The following is a 16577-nucleotide window of genomic DNA, read 5'->3' on the forward strand; positions in this document are numbered from 1 at the left end:
GCGGAACGACCATGGCAACCGACATCATCATCAACGGCCGGTTCCTGACCCAAGGCATAACCGGGGTCCAGCGCTATGCGCGCGAATTGCTGCCGGCGTTCGACGCGCTGCTCGACAGCCGGCCCGAACTGCGCGTCCGCCTGCTCACCCCGCCGATCGATCACGACAGCGTTCCGGCCCTGCGCAACATCCGCCACGAAAGCGTCGGGCGGCGTCAGGGCCATGCGTGGGAACAACTCGATCTGCCCCGCCATGTCGGGCGCGCGGTTTTGTTCTGTCCGGGCAATACCGCTCCGGTCGCATCGCTGTTGGGCAGGGGGCGGGTCGTCGTCACCGTCCACGACCTGTCCTACCGCTATTTCCCCGAAGCCTATAGCCGCGGCTTCCGGCTGCTCTACAACCGCCTGATCCCGTTGATCCTGCGACGTGCCGACCGGGTCGTCACCGTGTCGCAATCCGAACGCCGGGCGATCCTCGAACATTATCCGTTCGCCGATGAACGGTTGATCGCGATCCAGAACGGCGGTCTTCCCACCGGTATCGACGAACAGACACCCGATCCGGCGGCCGATCCGACGGTGCTGTATGTCGGGTCGCTGTCGAAGCGGAAGAACTTCCCCGGCATGCTGGCCGCCGCCATCCGTCTTGCCCGCACCCGTGGCACGCGCTTCGTCTTCATCGGCGGCGTACCGCAGGGCCTGACCGAAACGCTGTCGAGCGTGCCCGACGACCTGCGCGATCACATTCGCTTCGCAGGGCAGGTGAACGACTGGGACCAGTTGCTGGCGGCGTATCGCTCGGCGCATTGCTTCCTGTTCCCCTCGTTCTACGAAGCGTCGCCGCTGCCGCCGATCGAGGCGATGGGATGCGGCTGCCCGGTGATCGCTGGCGACATTCCGTCGCTGCGCGAGCGGTGCGACGATGCTGCCCGCTATTGCGACCCCGCCGATATCGACGGCATCGTCGCGGCGGTCGAGGCGGTACTCGACGATCCGGCCCATGCCTCGGCGCTGCGTGCTGCGGGCTATGCCCAGGCGAGGCGCTACAGCTGGCATCATTGCGCGCAGGCGACGCTCGATGCGATCGTCGGGACGGGGGAGCAGGCGTGAAGGTAGCGGTCGTCCATTATTGGTGGTTGAGCAATCGCGGCGGCGAGGCGGTGCTTGCCACCATACTGGAAATGTATCCGGACGCGGATCTGTACGTGCAGGTCTGTGACGAGGAACTGGTCCGTCGCACGCTTGGTCCGGGTTTCCGGGGGCGGATCATCCAGTCGTTCGTCGGCCGTCTGCCCGGTGCCCGCAAGCAGTACAAGCGCTACATGCCGTTAATGCCGCTGGCGGCGGAGCAATGGGACCTAACCGACTATGACCTGGTCATCAGCAGCGAGTCCGGTCCGTCCAAGGGGGTGCTGACACGCCCGGACGCGCTCCACCTTTGCTACTGCCATTCGCCGATGCGCTACATCTGGGACATGTATCAGCCGTATCTAAAGGAATCCGGCTGGTTGATCCGCCGCCTATTCCCGCTGATCGCCCATTGGCTGCGCGTATGGGACCGAAGCTCGGCGGATCGCGTCGATCATTTCATCGCAAATTCGCGGTTCATCGCCCAGCGGATCGCCAAATTCTACCGTCGCGAGGCGCAAGTGATCTGGCCCCCAGTCGATGTCGCGGCATTCGACCATCGTCGCCCGCGCGAGGACTTCTATCTCTGCCTAGGCCAACTCGTGCGCTACAAGCGCGCCGAATTGGCGGTGGAAGCGTTCAATCGGACCGGACTGCCGCTGGTGGTGATCGGCGAAGGTGAGTTGCTGGAGGATTTGCGGCGTACCGCAGAACCGAACGTCAAGCTTCTGGGACGTCAGCCGTTCGATGTGGTGAAGGATCATCTTGAGCGATGCCGCGGGCTGATCTTTCCCGGCGTCGAGGATTTCGGCATCGTGCCCGTCGAGGCGATGGCGGCGGGCGCACCGGTGATCGCCTATCGCCGGGGTGGCGTGCTCGACACTGTCGTGGATGAACGGACCGGGCTGTTTTTCGATCGACAAGATGTCGATTCGCTCGCGGAAGCGGTTCTGCGGATCGAGCGCGGCGACATCCGCTTCGATCCCGAGACGCTGCGCGAGCATGCCGCGACGTTCGACCGGCAGCGCTTCAAGGACGAACTGGCCGACGCGATCCGTGACGCGGACGCGAGGATGCCTAAGATACGGGATTGATCTTTCCCCGGATCGGCGGTCATGCTGCGTAGGTTGGTCGCCGTCGTCGGACCGGTACTGCGTTGCGAATGACTCGAATCCGGGCATGCATCCTTGATTTCCTCCCCTGTCCAGCTCATCCTCCCCAAGACGATGCTGCGCGTCGGTACCACCCGCGAACAGTTCTCGGTCGTCGCCGATCTCGCGCAGGCGCTAGATGTTTGGTCCCAACGATTGATGGTGCAACAACCACAAGCGAGTGGAAGGAAGCGCTATGGGCCAGATTCTATACGGGAGCGCCACGACGACAGAGGTCGTCCGTCGAGCGATACAGCATAGTAAAGAGAGCCTGAGAGCGCTGGCCAGGCGCCACGGCGTCAACCAGAAGACAATCGCCAAGTGGCGCAAGCGCTCGTCGACAGCCGATCTGCAAACCGGCCCCAAGGAGCCCAGGTCCACGACGCTGACGATCGAGGAGGAGGCGGTCGTTGTGGCGTTCCGACGCCACACGCTGCTGCCGCTCGACGACTGCCTCTACGCGCTACAGGCCACGATTTGAGATGGCCCCCTAAATGACCTGACAGGGTCTCGCTCTTGGATAAGAGTGAGGCATATGACTGAGCATACGACCAGGCGTTACAACGACGGCGAGGTTCTCTCCGGGGTTCAGCGCCGGAGGCGCTGGACCCCGGAGGAGAAGGTCCGGATCGTAGAGGAGACTTACCTGCCGGGCATGAGCGTGTCGCTGGTGGCACGCCGGCACGGCATCGGCGCTGGGCAGCTGTTCACCTGGCGCAGGCTGATGGCACAGGGTGCGCTGACCGCAGCGGATGCCGGCGAGGAGGTGATGCCCGCGTCCGAGTACCGGGCGCTGCAGGCCCAGGTGAATGAGCTTCAACGCCTGCTCGGCAAGAAGACGATGGAAGCGGAGATCCTGCGCGAGGCCATGTCCCGGGCCGCAGGCCCAACAAGCTGCCGTTGCGCTCGACCTCGTTGCCGGGGGACGGTCAGTGACCGCGCAAGAGATCAGCGCGCTTTCGCCGTCGACCAGATGCCCGTCGAACATTGGATGATCCGATGCGATCACCGGAGTGCGTAAGGCCAGCCCCTCGAATAGGCGTCCCTGCAGCGTTCGATGAGGCCGGGTGCGCTGTCACGGTCCTGACAATCGGCGGAATGACCAACGCGTCGAGCAGGTTGCTGGCCGTGTCGGTGGCGATGTGGCGCTTGCGCCCCTTGATCCCCTTGCCGGCATCATAGCCGCGCGGTCCGCCTGCTTCGGTGGTCTTCACCGATTGGCTGTCGATGATGCCAGCGGTCGGTTCAGCCTCGCGGCCTTCCGCGACCCGCGCCCCGGCCACCAGCACCGCGTTGATCGCGTCGAGCAGGCCGCTGTCGCGCATCCGGTAAAAATGATACTGCACTGTCGTGAACGGTGGAAAGTCACGGGGCAGTCGGGCTCACTGGCACCCGGAAACGAACCATCCGCTACGACAAGCCTACCGCTAACTTCCTTTCAGGCATAGCCTTCACAATAAACTTATCATTCCATCTTCTGTTAATTCTCAAAATTACGAATAGTTACATTAATATACTTCTGGTTTGTAGAATTTCCATTTTCCTTTAGTACGGAAAAGGGCAGTCCAAACAGATTATTTATGTTAAATTTTATTAAAATTCTTTGTATTAAAATAGGAAAAAAGATTCCACACAATACTGCAGGAATAATTACAGCAGGAATGCTTTTTATCATAAATATCTTAACTAAGATAGTTCTGACGAAAACAATAAATATAATGTGCATCACATATATACTTATTGAATACTGTCCTAATGCGCTTAACATCCTTACCATTATACCATTACCTAGTTTATATTCAATAAATCGACATATTGACGCTGTCGAAATAACACCCATTATGGCAGCAATGAAAGGCATCCGCTCTGGTACGCCAAGGTAATAGGATGCAAAAGCGGTAATAATAAAAATTGTCGATACGCCTAATACTGCACCAAAATTTTCTGGAATTAGACGAATAAATTTATGTTTCTGTATAAATATTCCAATGGAAAAATACAATAAACCATAAAATACGTCGTTAATTACGCCCCCTATAGTGTAGAACGAAATTATAAATAAAATACAAAATATTGTAGTTTTTATTACTATGGGAATGTTTTTTAAAAACCAAGATATAAAGTAACAAAAAAACAGCGCATATAAAAACCAGAAAGGTGATATCGGGCTCCACAGTATTTGGGACAGACGAGAGAGACTCATTCCACCATTTGTTACGGAAGAACTAGACAAAATAATTTGGATCGACCCGCAAAATAACGACCAAAAAAAATAAGGATATAAAATATTTTTTATTTGTCTTATCCAGAAATTTCGATTCGATTTTTGCAACGATTTCGAGAAAAATAGTCCAGACGCTATGAAGAATAGCGGCATATGGAATGTATAGACAATGTAGTCTGTTACTAAAAGTGGCGAGTCTTGCGGTATAAAACCTGCCGAACTCAGCCCTCGGAGACAATGTCCATATACAACTAAAATAATTCCTATGCCTTTTGCCATATCGACCATGGCGGATCGTTTGATATCGGTTTCCATTGAGGACCAGTAGCATAAGTCAAAGATTTATGTCACATTTTGTTTGGGTTTAACCTCAGTCAGAGCCGAAATGCCGGGGCTGTTGTGAGGGAATACCGCTATCGCTTCCGAATGGCTGCCACAATCGCTTCGGCACTATCGAAATGTCGGCGGTGGTGAATTGACCATCAGCAACCGGCCATCGGTATCCACAGCGATATGTCGCTTGCGCCCGACAACCTTCTTTCCGGCGTCAAACCCACGCTTTTGTGGCGCTGGTACCTTGATCGACTGACTGTCGGCAACGGCAGCACTCGGGCTATGCTCGTGCCCTTCGCGATCGAGCATCAGCGTGATGTCGTGGATCGTGCGGAACAGCAGCCGGCGTACGGAGAGGCAGAACCACCAGTATACCGCGTGTCACGGCGGAACGTCGTTCGGCGACATACGCTACCTACTACCTGTCCGGCCAATTGCTCGTCGCTCAATCCAGCCATCCGGCCACGGCTCTCTCAGGTCCGTATCCCAAGCACGAATTACGCCACAACCGGCACTTCACCCCATTCTCAAACAGTCTCTGAGAGCCCGCCTCATAATTCGAGCTTTGCGAGGCGCAGCGTCATTCGTCTGATGGAAGCGATGAGGAGCCATGCCTCGGAGGAGGCGATGGAAGCCTCCCAGTCCTTTGCGAGGCGTCGGCATCGGTTGAGCCAGGCGATTGGGCGCTCGACGACCCAGCGGCGGGGCAGGATGACGAAGTGATGGGCATCGAAACGTTTGATGATCTCGATGGCAAGGCGGTCGAGATGCGCGATGGCGTTCTGAAGCTTCTGCCCGGTATAGCCGCCGTCGGCGAAGAAGCGGACGAGCGAGGGATATGCCTCCCGACTGCGCTCGATGAGGGCCGGTGCGCCGTCACGGTCCTGGATGTCGGCGGAATGGACCAGTGCATCGAGCAGGTTGCCTGCCGTGTCGGTTGCGATGTGACGTTTGCGGCCGTTGGTTTTCTTGCCGGCATCATAACCGCCGGGCCCGCCCGCCTCGGTGGTCTTGGCCGATTGACTGTCGATGATGCCGGCGGTCGGCTCGGCCTTGCTGCCCTCCGCGACCCGTACCCCGGCCACCAGCACCGCGTTGATCGCGTCAAGCAGGCCGCCGTCGCGCATCCGGTAAAAACGGTACTGCACCGTCGTGAACGGCGGGAAGTCCTTGGGCAACTGCGCCCACTGACACCCCGTCGCCGCGAGGTACTGGATCGCGTTCTACAGATCTCGTGCCCGGTGCAGATGCGGGCGACCTACCTTCGTCGTTCGCGCCAGCAGTGGGGCGATGATCGCCCATTCCCGGTCGGTGCAGTCACTTGCGTAGCGCAGCCTGCTTCTGTCATGCTCGCGCCGAGCGGTTTCGGTCAAGCCCATGTGATCCCCGTGGTCTTCGCAACCCTCGGTGAATCACAACCGACTGAAATTGCTCAACTCAATTTTCGGTCGGGCTCTTAGCGCGCACGAACCGGACAAAGTGCGAGATATGCCGCCAGTCGATCGGGTAGAGATAGAGATGTTCAGGACGGATCGGCATCATACCCCCGATAGGCCCGCGCCGGTGACGCCGGCAGGAAGCGATAGACCGTCCCGCGCGAGATACCGAGCTGGCGCGCGATGTGCGCCGGGCGGACACCCTCCACCGCCAGCCTGCGTACCGCGTCGGGATCGATGCGGGGCTTGCCGCCTTTGTAGACGCCGCGCGCCTTGGCCGCCGCGATGCCTTCCGCCTGGCGTTCCTTGCGCAGGTTCGTCTCGAACTCTGCGAACACCCCCAGCATGTCGAGGAACGCCTTGCCGGCGGCCGTCGTCGTATCGATCGGCTGCTCGGTAGCCTTAAGCGCTACGCCCCTGCCCTTCAGCTCGTGGACGATGTCCTGAAGGTCCTTCATCGATCGCGCCAGCCGGTCGATACGCGTGACGACCAGCGTGTCGCCTTCGCGCAGGAAGTCGAGCAGGATCTGCAGCTCGGTCCGCCCGCCGCGATCCGTGCCGGACTTTTTCTCCGATCGGATCGTCTGGCATCCAGCCGCGCGCAGCGCGGCTTCCTGGATGCTCAGGTCCTGATCGAGCGTTGACACGCGCGCATAGCCGAAAAACGTCATGAAGGCCCTTTCTGTTCGATCAGCTTCTAGACCCTCAGCGGCATCTGTTCAATATCGCTGCGAACAACCCTGATTAGACGCAATGAGTGTTTCATGAGTAGTGTTCCATCACGGTATACCCGTTTTGTCACATGATGTAACCAAGTGGCCGACATAAAGGGATGCCATTGCCGTCATTCGGCATTACCTGTATTTAGCATATCCATATGTAGCATATACGGAGTGGGTACAATGAATGCCTATAGTGGCAAACTCGTCAGTGGGGGCCGACTTCAACTCCCCTCTGACGTGCGTAGGCAGCTTGGCCTGTCGGATGGCGATCAGGTAGTGATGCGTGTTATTGACGGAGAATTGCATATCCGGCCACGCCGTGACGTTTTGAAGCATATTCAGACCATGCTACAGCCCTATGCTCCGATCGACGGTTCGGTCGTAGATGAGTTGATTGCCGACCGTCGTACCGAGGCTAAGCATGACTGACACCTTGTACGTTCTTGACGCATCGGCGTTGCTCGCAGCATTTTTCAACGAAGCTGGAGCAGATGTCATTGCCCAACGAATGAGCGGTGCGCTCGTCAGCACAGTCAATCTTTCCGAGGTTGTCGCGAAGCTTGTCGACCGGGGCATCCCTGGTGATCAAATCCTCGAAATCATGGATCAGCTCGACGTTGAGATTGTGCCGGTGGATCAGGAGCAGGCGTTGACGGCGGGGTTCTTTCGCAAAGAAACGCGATCGGCTGGCCTATCCCTTGGTGATCGCACCTGCCTGGCGTTGGCGCGAGTGCGTAACGCAGTTGCCCTGACTAGTGATCGCGACTGGTCGACCATCGCGGAAGAAGTCGGTGTCGAAGTGATGGTGATCAGGTAGCGAGGATCAGACCCCGCTACCATCAGCTACCCACGATGCTGCCGTCCCGGCTAGAGCGCTTTCCGACCAGGTTGAACCACCGTCATCGCCCTGCGGGCGACCGCTAACGCGGGGGGGCGCTTTCGATCCGGGGTGGCGTTGCTCGTCGGTCACGATGCGATGGCATCGCGCCCTCCTCCCGCCTTGCCCCGATCCTAAATCACCACCGTGCCAGGTGATCCAACCTGGTCGGAAAACGCTCTAGTGCCGCAAATCCAGCCCCATAGTGGGTGGGTGTGGGGCAGGCGGCGGGTGGTTTGAGTGTGATCGGTATTTTGGCCAATATTGTGATGCCGGAGTCATTTCTGTCATTCCTGGGCGACGAAATCGCAAGCGGTCCATTCGCTACGCGAACGATTAATGCGGCAACACCGCCATTGGTAGCCTCCGGTTCCGCTGCGCTTCATCTATGCCCGCCAATGGCGGCGGAAACGACAATGCACTAGCATTACAGTTGCGTTGTTGATCGAACATGCGCCTGTCGAGCGGCGGCTTGATGGGCGCGTCGCCAGCATGACCATGCGATGACGTGACGAGGCTCGATGCGGCGCTGGGCTAGCCGGATGGCGATACGACGAATTTCCTGGACGGACCAGCGGATCAGGCCCGCGGCCTCGTCCAAGCTCTTTTTGGGGGCGCGGCATTGGCACGGGTGCGAATGGCCGCCAGCATGGCGAAGGCCAGCATGACGAGCGAGACGTGCCGATGCCAGCCATGCCAGGAGCGGGTTTCGTTGTGGTCGAGGCCTAGTTCGTTCTTGGCGGTCTCGAAGCTGTCCTCGATGGCCCAGCGATGTCCTTCCACCCCGACCAGGGTTTCGATGGTCGTGCCGGCCGGGCACCAGGTGGTGAAGAAGGCAAGGTCATCACCGGCAAGGTGGCGGCGGATCAACAGGCCCCTGGTCCATGTCCCGGTTGCGCCATCGACATATTCGTCGGCTTCGAGGTCGGCGAGCTCGAAATAGGCCCAGTCGTGGAGGCGTTCGCCCTTGGTGCCCTGACCCGCCGGCAGACGCTGCCAGCCAGCCGGATCGAGGTCGTTTGCGATCTGCGCGGCGGTGCCCGCAACCACCGGCTTGTCGCCCCATGAGCCGAAGCGATGGTCGCCCTTCACGCCCAGCACATAGCCCTTGCCGGCACGGCGCAGCACCTGCTCGACGTCGCCGACGCCGTAGACCGCATCCGCCGCGACCCATGCGAACGGCATACACGCTGCGAGCGCGCGTTCGATCATCTTCACTGCCAGCGCCGGCTTGGTGGCGAATGCCGTGCCCTCCGGCACATGCGCAGCCGCCAGGCGTTCCGGGTCGGCGGTCCAGCTCCTCGGCAGATAGAGCGCACGGTCGACGAAAGCATGGCCCTTGCTCGAGACATACGCGGCGAACACGCCGATCTGGCAGTTGGTCACCTTGCCGGCCGACCCGGTATATTGGCGCCCCACGCCACCCGACGCCTTGCCCTGCTTCAGGAATCCGGTCTCATCAATGACCAGCACCGCATCATCAGCGCCCAAGTGCTCAAGCGCATAGTCGCGCACGACGTCGCGCAGGGCATCCGCATCCCACCGTCCGCGGCCCAGGATCGCCTGCTGTCGCCATGGCCCCGCATCGCCGGCCGCCTCGGCCCGCATCCACCCGGTCTTGCGGCGCTCGTCGCCCAGCAGGCCATCCAGAAAACTGTTCGCCGATGCCGCAACACGCGCCTGGCTGAACAATGGCCGCATCCGCGCTTTCACCTCGCGCAGCGATGATGCCCAAAGCTCCAGCGTCGCCTCGACCGATACTCCCGTCACCACAACCTCCTCGTCATGGTGACCCATTGATTCAGAACACGATCAAGAACGCAACTGTAATGCTAGGCTCAGGACCTATTAAATAGCTTGCGTAGATGAGGCGTGGTTGATTCATTGGTGGAGGAGGAGCTGTCGATGAGTGACCTGTTTTGGCTGACGGACAAGCAGATGCGGCGGATCGAGCCGTACTTTCCGCTGTCGCATGGCGTGCCGCGCGTGGATGACCGGCGGATCGTCAGCGGCATCATCTTCGTGATCCGCAACGGTCTGCGCTGGCGGGATGCACCAGCGGCTTACGGTCCGCCCAAGACGATCTACAACAGGTTCATCCGTTGGAGCCGGATGGGCGTGTTCAACCGGATCTTTGCCGGACTGGCAGCCGAGGGCGGACCACCGGATCAGCTGATGATCGATGCCACGCATCTGAAAGCGCACCGGACGGCAGCCAGCCTGCTCAAAAAGGGGCTCTTCCCCGATGTATCGGCCGCACCAGAGGCGGCCTGAACTCCAAGCTGCACGCCGTCTGCGACGATCGGGGACGCCCGCGCGTCATGCTACTCACTGAAGGGCAGATGAGCGACTATAAGGGAGCGGCCCTCATGTTCGAGGCGATGCCGCCTGCTGCGGTGCTGCTCGCCGATCGCGGCTATGACGCCGACTGGTTCCGCCAGGCGCTTGCCGCGCGTGGCACCAGCGCGTGCATCCCGTCACGCAAAGGCCGCAAGGTCCTGATCCCACATGATGCTGCACTCTACCGCCGTCGTCACAGGATCGAGAACATGTTCGGCCGCCTCAAGGACTGGCGACGCATCCATACCCGCTACGACCGATGCGCTCACGCCTTCATGTCCGCCATTGCTCTCGCCGCATCCGTCATCTTCTGGCTGTAATCAATGAGTTCTGAGCCTCGGGGCTTCGTCGTACTGCCGCGCAGATGGGTGGTCGAACGTACCATTGCCTAGCTCAATCGCGGCCGGCGCCTCGCAAAGGACTGGGAGGCCTCCGTCGCTTCCGCTGAGATTGGCTCATCATCGCCTCTGTCAGGAGAATGACACGCCGCATCGCAAGACCCGAATTATGAGCCGGGTTCTAAGGCGAATAGCGTCTTGGCGAACTCCCGCACCGCCGGACCGATGTCCTCGCGCGCGACGCCCAACGCCAGGTTCGCGGTCAGCCAGCCGGCCTTGTCGCCGCAGTCGTAACGCTGACCGTCGAAGGTGAAGCCGTGGAAGGGCTGCTTGCCGATCAGCTTGGCCATCGCGTCGGTCAGCTGGATTTCGCCGCCCGCGCCCGGCTCCTGCGCGTCGAGGATGTCCATCACCTCGGGCTGGAGGATATAGCGGCCCGGGATCATCAGGTTCGACGGCGCCTTGCCCTTGGGCTTTTCGACCAGCGCGGTGACCTCGGTCAGGCGGCCGTCCTGCTTGCCGGGCGAGATGATGCCATATTTGTCGGTCTCGCTGTCGGGCACTTCCAGCGCGCCGATGACGTTGCCGCCGACTTGGTCATAGGCCTCGACCATCTGCTTCATGAAGCCGCCGATCATCAGTTCGTCGGGCAGCAGCACCGCGAACGGCTCGTCGCCGACGATCTCGCGCGCGCACCATACCGCATGACCCAGGCCCAGCGGCTCCTGCTGGCGGACATAGACCGGGCTGCCCGGCTTCTGGCGGATGCCGTCGAGCACCGCGAGGCTCTTGCCCCGCGCCTTCATCGTGGCCTCGAGCTCGTAGGAGATGTCGAAATGGTCCTCGAGCGCGCCCTTGCCGCGCCCGGTGACGAAGATGATCTGCTCGATCCCGGCTTCGAGCGCTTCCTCGACCGCATATTGGATCAGCGGCTTGTCGACGACGGTCAGCATTTCCTTCGGCATCGCCTTGGTCGCCGGCAGGAATCGCGTCCCCAGACCCGCCACCGGAAACACGGCCTTGCGCACTTTCTTGATCGTCATGAAACCTCCTGTGTGGCTGAGGCACTATCCGACGAGTTTGAACCTAACAACGTCAGCCTGTCTCAAAAGCCGCAGTTTCATCCCCCCACCGGGCTTTCCCCATATTTGCGCAGCACATCGTCAAACGCCTCTGCCATTAGCGCCTGAAGGCTTCGCCCCTGTCGTCGTGCCATCATATGCATCGCTAAAGACATTTCGGGCGTGAAGAAGCCAGCGATTTGTTTGCGGCCCTCTCGACTAGCAGGACGACTGGCTCTTCCATCATCGCTATTAGTAACGGGAGTTTGATGGGCGTGCGCCGCGACTGGCGCGGTACGATCGCGCAGATTGGCGAAGCTGGGTTTGCGGCTCATGCAGGGACCTTCTTAAAACGAGGGACAGGCAGGTCTAGTTGTCGACATGTCCACTTGTAGAGTTCACGAATTTCTTCGGCCGCCTTGCCCGCCGGTTCGGTTTCCATGACTGTACGCCCCTCCGCCGAGGCGTGGCGGTACGCGGCCCGGTCGGGGATCAGGACGGGGCATGGCGGGGTGCCATAGCTTTCGACCAGTTCACCCGCCTCGGCATAGACGCGCGGGGCGTTGGGATTGCCGGCGGTGAACACGACGAAGGCTGGTTTGCGCAGCAGCTGGACCAGTTTGGCGGTCGTCTGGATCGCCGAGAGGTCGAAGGCGCTCGGCCGGCAGGGGATCAGCACCAGGTCGGCCGCCTCGACTGCGGCGCGGGCGGCGCTGTCGGCGTGTGGGGGCGTGTCGATGACGATCAGCTTGGCCCCCTGTCCCCTGGCCTGTTCGACCTTGGCGGCGAGGCGCGGGGGTGGGCTGTCGATGACTTCGGGCGGCGCGTCGTGGCGCCAGGACGCCCATTGGCTGGCAGTCGCCTGGGGATCGGTGTCGATGATGAGCGACACCTGTCCCGCTTCCTGTCCTGCGGCGGCAAGATGGATGGCCAGGGTCGTTTTTCCCGCACCGCCCTTTTGGCTGATGATCGCGATTGTTGGCATGTTATATGGACTACATGTCGACAGGCCGACGTGTCGAGAATGAATCGACACAAGAGCGACTGGTCATTCCTGTTTCTGCCTTCCATTTCCACACGACCTTGCGCGGCGAAAGACCGGCTGGCGTATCCGCTTGCTCCTCCTAGGGAGCATGGCGACGGCGAAGCCGGCGCTTCCTGTCAGTTCAGCGGACTGTGTCGTCTGTGGTTTTCATTTCGTTCAATCTTAGGGTCAGAAATGGTGCCTCACCCGGCGAGGGTGAGCCATCTGGCTCCCTTTCAAACAAATTTGAGAGGGGTTCAGGATCAGTGTGAGACTCTCGCACTGGCTTCTGTCGATCAAGGGCACCACCCAGCCGGGCCAGTACGCGGCCCAACGCTCCGCCCACGGTGAACCGCGCCAATTCGCGACAGGTCAGCTGCGCCTTGAGCCGTTCCTGTTCCTCGGCCTGCTCCGTCACATGCTGAAGGGCATCGTCGGGAACCGGGGCGGGGCGGAGCCAGCGGGGCAGCAGCGATAACAGCCGCTTGGGCACGACCGGGCGATAGGCGTTGGAGGTCTGTTCCCAGCGCGGCCCCGGACCCTCGCCTTCCACCCGGCGGAACCGGCGCTGGCGGACGAGGAAACCGGCATCCTCCAGGATCTGGAGCGCACGCGCGACGGTGGCACGGCCGAGCGCGGTCGCGGCGGCCAGTCGGTCATAGCTGGGATAGACACGGCCCGCATTGAGCCGGGCGAGCGTGCACAGCTCCTCATAGACCCGCACCGCCCCCGCCGTCAGGCTGGCCAGCGCCTGTTCGAGGCCGGTCAACGCCCTGCCCTGCCCCCGCGCCTCGCGCTTGATCCGCCGACCGGCATCGAGCGCGGTGCGTGCCATGCGGATCAGCCGGTCGCACTCGCCCTTGGCCGGCGTCGCGAAGAACATGTCCTCGAACGTCCCCGCCTCGATGCTGTCGCGGCGGACGCGGGCACCGGTGCGATGGCCCATGCGCACGGATGTCCCCGATCGCGTGGCCGCGGCCTGCGCAAGCGCGCGCGTCGTCGCTTCACCAAAGGTGAACGCCGTCATCTTCCTTCCCCTTATTTCCGGGGCCGGACCAAAAAAAGGACAATAAAGGGCGTGGCGCGAAGCGCGCATCCTTGAACCGCAGGGGCGACAGGCGTATCAGGAGGGGGTGTGTGATGCCCCGGATCGACGTTTGGCGACGTCGCTCCTGTAATACCTGGGATGCCCGGCCTTCGTGCCGGGCTTTCCTTTATGTGGTCACGACCGCTCCCATATGCTGCCTTCACAGGTCTCGACCCGCGATATGGGTTAACCTTGCAGTAAATCTCCAACAAAGTAAGCCGTGACGATTCGTGCTTTCGAGTATGAATTCAAAAAAACAGCGCCCGAATTACAAAATTCGGGCGCGTCATTCGTGCTATCGGATATGAATTCGGCAGAGCATTCGTGCTTTCGAGTATGAATTCAACCCTGCAATTCGTGCTATCAAGTATGAATTGGGTTGCCCCCGCGAATCACGCCTCGATAGGCACCGATGGGATTCGGGGTGTCTCCGAAACCTCATCCGCCAGCGCTGGCGGACGCGCGGTCACGATCACCCGGGCGGAGGGCGCGCGCCGCCCCCGCCCCCTGCCCTCGGCGGGTTCCTCGGCCTCGACATCCTCGATGACTTCGACCTGGTAATCAGGAATGGCGTCGGCCTGCGCGATCGCCTTCATCGCGGCGCGGAAATTGGCGAGCGGGTTCTGATAGCCGATCTGAAGCCGGAAGGTCGCCAGATCGATCTCCAGCCGCCCCTCCTCGGCGGTCGCGCGCGCCACCTCGTAGATACGTCGTTCGACCGGGCCGAGCTGGAAATAGGCCGCCGCATAGGCCAGCACCTGCCGATCGCGCAGGATGGCGCGGTGGAGCCAGTCGCACAGTCGCACCTTGACCGCCTTCAGCCGCCGTTCGCCGGTGCGCGTCTTGGAATAATGCAGCCGCGCCTCGGACAGCCAGGAGAAGAAGCCTTCCTCTCCCTCGCCGCCCGCCTCGATATTGGTTTTGATCTGCGTGCCCTGCAGGCGCTCCAGCGCCTCGGACAGCCGCTGATAGGAGCGTGCCGAATGGTTGGAGCTCGTCACCGAGAACAGGTCGTGCGCGGTGAAGATGAAATCCTGCCCCACCTCCTCGCCACGCTCGATCTTCCCCGCCATCAGGCTGGCGATGTAGAGGACGATCTCCTTGTCATAGATGGTCGCCACCCCCCGCGCCGAGGGCCGGACGTCGATCGAGACATTGGCGTGATGATAGGTCAGCGGCTTCATCCACGCGGTCTTGCTGAGCGCGAAGAAGGGAAAGGCCATCAGCGAGCGCTCGCCCCGGATCTCGCTGGTCAGCGGGCTGTCGAGGTGGAACAGGTCGCCCTGCGGGCGGGCCGGCGATCGGGGGGGACTGGCGTCCTTCTTGCGCGCGGAGGTGGGCGTACGGGTCATGTTGGATTTCATACTCGAAAGCACGAACTTTGGGGAGGGCCAGCGCCCTGCCCCTTGGGAAATCAGCCTCGTGGGCGGTTGAATTCGTGCTTTCGAGTATGAATTGGGCCGGGGCCGCGGTGCTTCTATCGACGGGATCGCATGGCGCCATCCGGCTGCGGCCAGCGGACGGAAAGCCCCGGCAGAGCGCGGCTTTAGTCCTGCCGGATACGAAGACCGGGCCCCCTGCCCCGCAAGAGCCGCAGGACCAGGACACCCAGCCAGAACCACAAGGCCGGCAACAAGGGAAAGATGGCCCCCAGCGCCAGCGCAATGAATAACGCCGGCAAGCCATGAACCGTCTGGCCATTATAGTGGACCGTGCTGCCGCCCATCATGCCGATCAGCCCGAATAGCAGGCTGACGGGAAAGACCAGCGCGAGATGCGCGAGATAGGCAAAGCGCAGCACCGGTCCGGCCGCCAGTCGGTTCGCCGTGATATTCTCCATACCCCACCCCCCTTTAAAGACATGTCGACAATCCGACACGTCAGATAATCACCCGCTCCACCTCATCCAGCGTCACCGTGTCCGAGCGCCGGTCATAGAGCTGGGTCGTGCGGGTGGAGGCATGGTTGGCCATCGCGGCCGCGCGCTCCAGCGTGCCGCCATTCTTCAGATAGGCGGTGATCCCCGTCGCACGGAAACAATGGTTGTTGATCGCGGTACCGATCCCGGCCGCCAGCGCCCGCCGGCGGACCATCTGATAGGCATTGGCCTGGGGCAGCGGGGTCTGGGACAGCCGGCCGGTGCCGCGCGCGATGGTGCGGAACAGATAGCCCTTGCGATCCTCGGCCAGCCCGCAGCCGTCGATATAGGCGTGGAGATATTCGTCGAGATTATGGTGGCACAGCATTTCGTGCCGCTTGCCGCCCTTTTCGTGCAGCCGCACCCAGAGGCGGCGGTTCTGGACGAACACATCCTCGACCCGGCACGCCAGCGCGGCGCCGACCCGCGCGAAGCTGTAGACCATCAGCCCGATCAATGCGCGGTCGCGAAGGCCTATACATGTCGACACGTCGATACTGTCGAGCAACTCTCGCGCCTCGGCAGGGTCGAGCACCGGCGTCTTGCCACGCCGCACGCTATAGGCCGGTCCTCGCACCGAGATCGCCGGATTGGTCGGCACGACATGACAGAGCACCAGCCAGTCGAACAAATGCCGTATCCCCGCCAGTCGCTGCTTGACCGTCGGCACCGACAGCTCGCGACCCAGTTCCTCGATCCAAGCCGCGACATGGATGGGCTCGATCTGGGGGAGGGTGACGACACCCCGCTCGGCGCACCAGGCGAGGAAGTCGGACACGCCGCGCGCATAGGAACGCCTGGTATGCGCATTGCGGATGGTGGCGACGAAGAGTTCGAGGAAATGCTTCTGCGCCCGCTCGTCCGCCGCGGCAACGATCGCGGGCAGTTGCAGCGTGGGCGAGGGGAGGGGGGACAGTCGGGCCATGGAATGGCACCGAT

At 61.2% G+C, this 16577-nt stretch carries 15 protein-coding genes and 7 pseudogenes; 9 read left to right on the forward strand and 13 right to left on the reverse strand.

Annotated elements, in window-relative coordinates; translation table 11 throughout:
* Positions 1 to 11 precede the first annotated feature (11 nt).
* The 4 genes and pseudogenes from ACQHGV_RS16385 to ACQHGV_RS16400 form a co-directional block, all read left to right on the forward strand.
* The gene (locus ACQHGV_RS16385) at positions 12 to 1109 is read left to right on the forward strand and encodes a glycosyltransferase family 4 protein (RefSeq protein WP_440980289.1); all 1098 of its coding nucleotides are present in this window, start codon (positions 12 to 14) and stop codon (positions 1107 to 1109) included.
* A complete protein-coding gene (locus ACQHGV_RS16390) occupies positions 1106 to 2221 on the forward strand; it encodes a glycosyltransferase (protein WP_440980290.1) in 1116 nt (371 codons plus the stop codon). Before ACQHGV_RS16385 ends, ACQHGV_RS16390 begins: the two co-directional genes overlap by 4 nt.
* Positions 2222 to 2474: 253 nt before the next feature.
* Positions 2475 to 2756 (forward strand): annotated as a pseudogene (locus tag ACQHGV_RS16395) (transposase); the annotation flags it as partial.
* A gap of 57 nt (positions 2757 to 2813) precedes the next feature.
* A pseudogene (locus tag ACQHGV_RS16400) lies at positions 2814 to 3167 on the forward strand (transposase); the annotation flags it as partial.
* 161 nt (positions 3168 to 3328) lie between these two features.
* Here the strand turns inward: ACQHGV_RS16400 and ACQHGV_RS16405 are convergent.
* The 5 genes and pseudogenes from ACQHGV_RS16405 to ACQHGV_RS16425 all read right to left on the reverse strand — a co-directional run.
* A pseudogene (locus tag ACQHGV_RS16405) lies at positions 3329 to 3654 on the reverse strand (transposase); the annotation flags it as partial.
* A 104-nt stretch (positions 3655 to 3758) separates the two neighbouring features.
* The gene (locus ACQHGV_RS16410) at positions 3759 to 4817 is read right to left on the reverse strand and encodes an acyltransferase family protein (RefSeq protein WP_440980291.1); all 1059 of its coding nucleotides are present in this window, start codon (positions 4815 to 4817) and stop codon (positions 3759 to 3761) included.
* Positions 4818 to 4918: 101 nt separating this feature from the next.
* Positions 4919 to 5210 (reverse strand): annotated as a pseudogene (locus ACQHGV_RS16415) (transposase); the annotation flags it as partial.
* Between the two features lie 176 nt (positions 5211 to 5386).
* A pseudogene (locus ACQHGV_RS16420) lies at positions 5387 to 6214 on the reverse strand (IS5 family transposase).
* A 143-nt stretch (positions 6215 to 6357) separates the two neighbouring features.
* Positions 6358 to 6942 carry a recombinase family protein gene (locus ACQHGV_RS16425; protein WP_440980231.1) on the reverse strand — a complete coding sequence of 195 codons (585 nt, stop codon included), beginning with the start codon at positions 6940 to 6942 and terminating at the stop codon, positions 6358 to 6360.
* A gap of 231 nt (positions 6943 to 7173) precedes the next feature.
* Between ACQHGV_RS16425 and ACQHGV_RS16430 the strand changes: the two genes are divergently transcribed.
* From ACQHGV_RS16430 to ACQHGV_RS16440, 3 genes and pseudogenes are all read left to right on the forward strand, one after another.
* Positions 7174 to 7422, forward strand: a complete 249-nt coding sequence (locus ACQHGV_RS16430; RefSeq protein WP_440980232.1) for an AbrB/MazE/SpoVT family DNA-binding domain-containing protein — start codon at positions 7174 to 7176, stop codon at positions 7420 to 7422.
* Positions 7415 to 7810, forward strand: a complete 396-nt coding sequence (locus ACQHGV_RS16435) for a type II toxin-antitoxin system VapC family toxin (protein ID WP_440980233.1) — start codon at positions 7415 to 7417, stop codon at positions 7808 to 7810. The genes ACQHGV_RS16430 and ACQHGV_RS16435 overlap by 8 nt, the downstream gene beginning before the upstream one ends.
* Positions 7811 to 8211: 401 nt before the next feature.
* Positions 8212 to 8295 (forward strand): annotated as a pseudogene (locus ACQHGV_RS16440) (integrase catalytic subunit); the annotation flags it as partial.
* A gap of 154 nt (positions 8296 to 8449) precedes the next feature.
* On the opposite strand, the gene ACQHGV_RS16445 reads toward ACQHGV_RS16440, so the two are convergent.
* Positions 8450 to 9667, reverse strand: a complete 1218-nt coding sequence (locus tag ACQHGV_RS16445; protein ID WP_440980234.1) for an IS701 family transposase — start codon at positions 9665 to 9667, stop codon at positions 8450 to 8452.
* Positions 9668 to 9775: 108 nt separating this feature from the next.
* On the opposite strand from ACQHGV_RS16445, the gene ACQHGV_RS16450 reads away from it, so the two are divergent.
* Together ACQHGV_RS16450 and ACQHGV_RS16455 are read left to right on the forward strand one after the other, a co-directional pair.
* Positions 9776 to 10530, forward strand: a protein-coding gene (locus ACQHGV_RS16450) for an IS5 family transposase (RefSeq protein ID WP_440980235.1) whose coding sequence is annotated in 2 segments (ribosomal slippage) — positions 9776 to 10109 and positions 10109 to 10530 — 756 coding nt in all. Because the reading frame shifts where the segments join, the coding sequence is not laid out codon by codon here.
* 6 nt (positions 10531 to 10536) lie between these two features.
* Positions 10537 to 10721: pseudogene (locus ACQHGV_RS16455) on the forward strand (IS5/IS1182 family transposase); the annotation flags it as partial.
* Here ACQHGV_RS16455 and galU read toward each other — a convergent pair.
* From galU to ACQHGV_RS16490, 7 genes are all read right to left on the reverse strand, one after another.
* On the reverse strand, positions 10716 to 11591 hold the full coding sequence (galU, locus tag ACQHGV_RS16460; protein ID WP_440980236.1) for a UTP--glucose-1-phosphate uridylyltransferase GalU: 876 nt from the start codon (positions 11589 to 11591) through the stop codon (positions 10716 to 10718). The pseudogene ACQHGV_RS16455 and the gene galU sit on opposite strands and share 6 nt — an antisense overlap.
* Before the next feature lie 77 nt (positions 11592 to 11668).
* Positions 11669 to 11944: a ribbon-helix-helix domain-containing protein gene (locus tag ACQHGV_RS16465; RefSeq protein WP_440980237.1), complete on the reverse strand. Its 276-nt coding sequence runs from the start codon at positions 11942 to 11944 to the stop codon at positions 11669 to 11671.
* Complete coding sequence (gene parA / locus ACQHGV_RS16470) at positions 11941 to 12594, reverse strand: ParA family partition ATPase (protein ID WP_440980238.1); 654 nt, start codon at positions 12592 to 12594, stop codon at positions 11941 to 11943. The genes ACQHGV_RS16465 and parA overlap by 4 nt, the downstream gene beginning before the upstream one ends.
* 181 nt (positions 12595 to 12775) lie before the next feature.
* The gene (locus tag ACQHGV_RS16475; protein WP_440980239.1) at positions 12776 to 13660 is read right to left on the reverse strand and encodes a helix-turn-helix domain-containing protein; all 885 of its coding nucleotides are present in this window, start codon (positions 13658 to 13660) and stop codon (positions 12776 to 12778) included.
* Between the two features lie 452 nt (positions 13661 to 14112).
* Positions 14113 to 15072 carry a replication initiator protein A gene (locus tag ACQHGV_RS16480; protein ID WP_440980240.1) on the reverse strand — a complete coding sequence of 320 codons (960 nt, stop codon included), beginning with the start codon at positions 15070 to 15072 and terminating at the stop codon, positions 14113 to 14115.
* A gap of 194 nt (positions 15073 to 15266) precedes the next feature.
* Positions 15267 to 15560, reverse strand: coding sequence for a hypothetical protein (locus ACQHGV_RS16485; protein ID WP_440980241.1), 294 nt, complete (start codon positions 15558 to 15560; stop codon positions 15267 to 15269).
* 40 nt (positions 15561 to 15600) lie between these two features.
* Positions 15601 to 16563, reverse strand: coding sequence for a tyrosine-type recombinase/integrase (locus ACQHGV_RS16490; protein WP_440980242.1), 963 nt, complete (start codon positions 16561 to 16563; stop codon positions 15601 to 15603).
* Positions 16564 to 16577: the final 14 nt, after the last annotated feature.

It is taken from the genome of Sphingomonas pseudosanguinis, assembly GCF_052056765.1.
Lineage (GTDB): Bacteria > Pseudomonadota > Alphaproteobacteria > Sphingomonadales > Sphingomonadaceae > Sphingomonas > Sphingomonas pseudosanguinis.

Bases quoted from the DNA above. Each gene is read 5' to 3' on its own strand.
- ACQHGV_RS16475 (WP_440980239.1), bottom strand. From the start codon at position 13,660: ATGACGGCGTTCACCTTTGGTGAAGCGACGACGCGCGCGCTTGCGCAG.
- ACQHGV_RS16435 (WP_440980233.1), top strand. From the start codon at position 7,415: ATGACTGACACCTTGTACGTTCTTGACGCATCGGCGTTGCTCGCAGCA.
- ACQHGV_RS16485 (WP_440980241.1), bottom strand. From the start codon at position 15,560: ATGGAGAATATCACGGCGAACCGACTGGCGGCCGGACCGGTGCTGCGC.
- ACQHGV_RS16410 (WP_440980291.1), bottom strand. From the start codon at position 4,817: ATGGAAACCGATATCAAACGATCCGCCATGGTCGATATGGCAAAAGGC.
- ACQHGV_RS16480 (WP_440980240.1), bottom strand. From the start codon at position 15,072: ATGACCCGTACGCCCACCTCCGCGCGCAAGAAGGACGCCAGTCCCCCC.
- ACQHGV_RS16445 (WP_440980234.1), bottom strand. From the start codon at position 9,667: ATGGGTCACCATGACGAGGAGGTTGTGGTGACGGGAGTATCGGTCGAG.
- parA (WP_440980238.1), bottom strand. From the start codon at position 12,594: ATGCCAACAATCGCGATCATCAGCCAAAAGGGCGGTGCGGGAAAAACG.
- galU (WP_440980236.1), bottom strand. From the start codon at position 11,591: ATGACGATCAAGAAAGTGCGCAAGGCCGTGTTTCCGGTGGCGGGTCTG.
- ACQHGV_RS16465 (WP_440980237.1), bottom strand. From the start codon at position 11,944: ATGAGCCGCAAACCCAGCTTCGCCAATCTGCGCGATCGTACCGCGCCA.
- ACQHGV_RS16385 (WP_440980289.1), top strand. From the start codon at position 12: ATGGCAACCGACATCATCATCAACGGCCGGTTCCTGACCCAAGGCATA.
- ACQHGV_RS16430 (WP_440980232.1), top strand. From the start codon at position 7,174: ATGAATGCCTATAGTGGCAAACTCGTCAGTGGGGGCCGACTTCAACTC.
- ACQHGV_RS16425 (WP_440980231.1), bottom strand. From the start codon at position 6,942: ATGACGTTTTTCGGCTATGCGCGCGTGTCAACGCTCGATCAGGACCTG.
- ACQHGV_RS16490 (WP_440980242.1), bottom strand. From the start codon at position 16,563: ATGGCCCGACTGTCCCCCCTCCCCTCGCCCACGCTGCAACTGCCCGCG.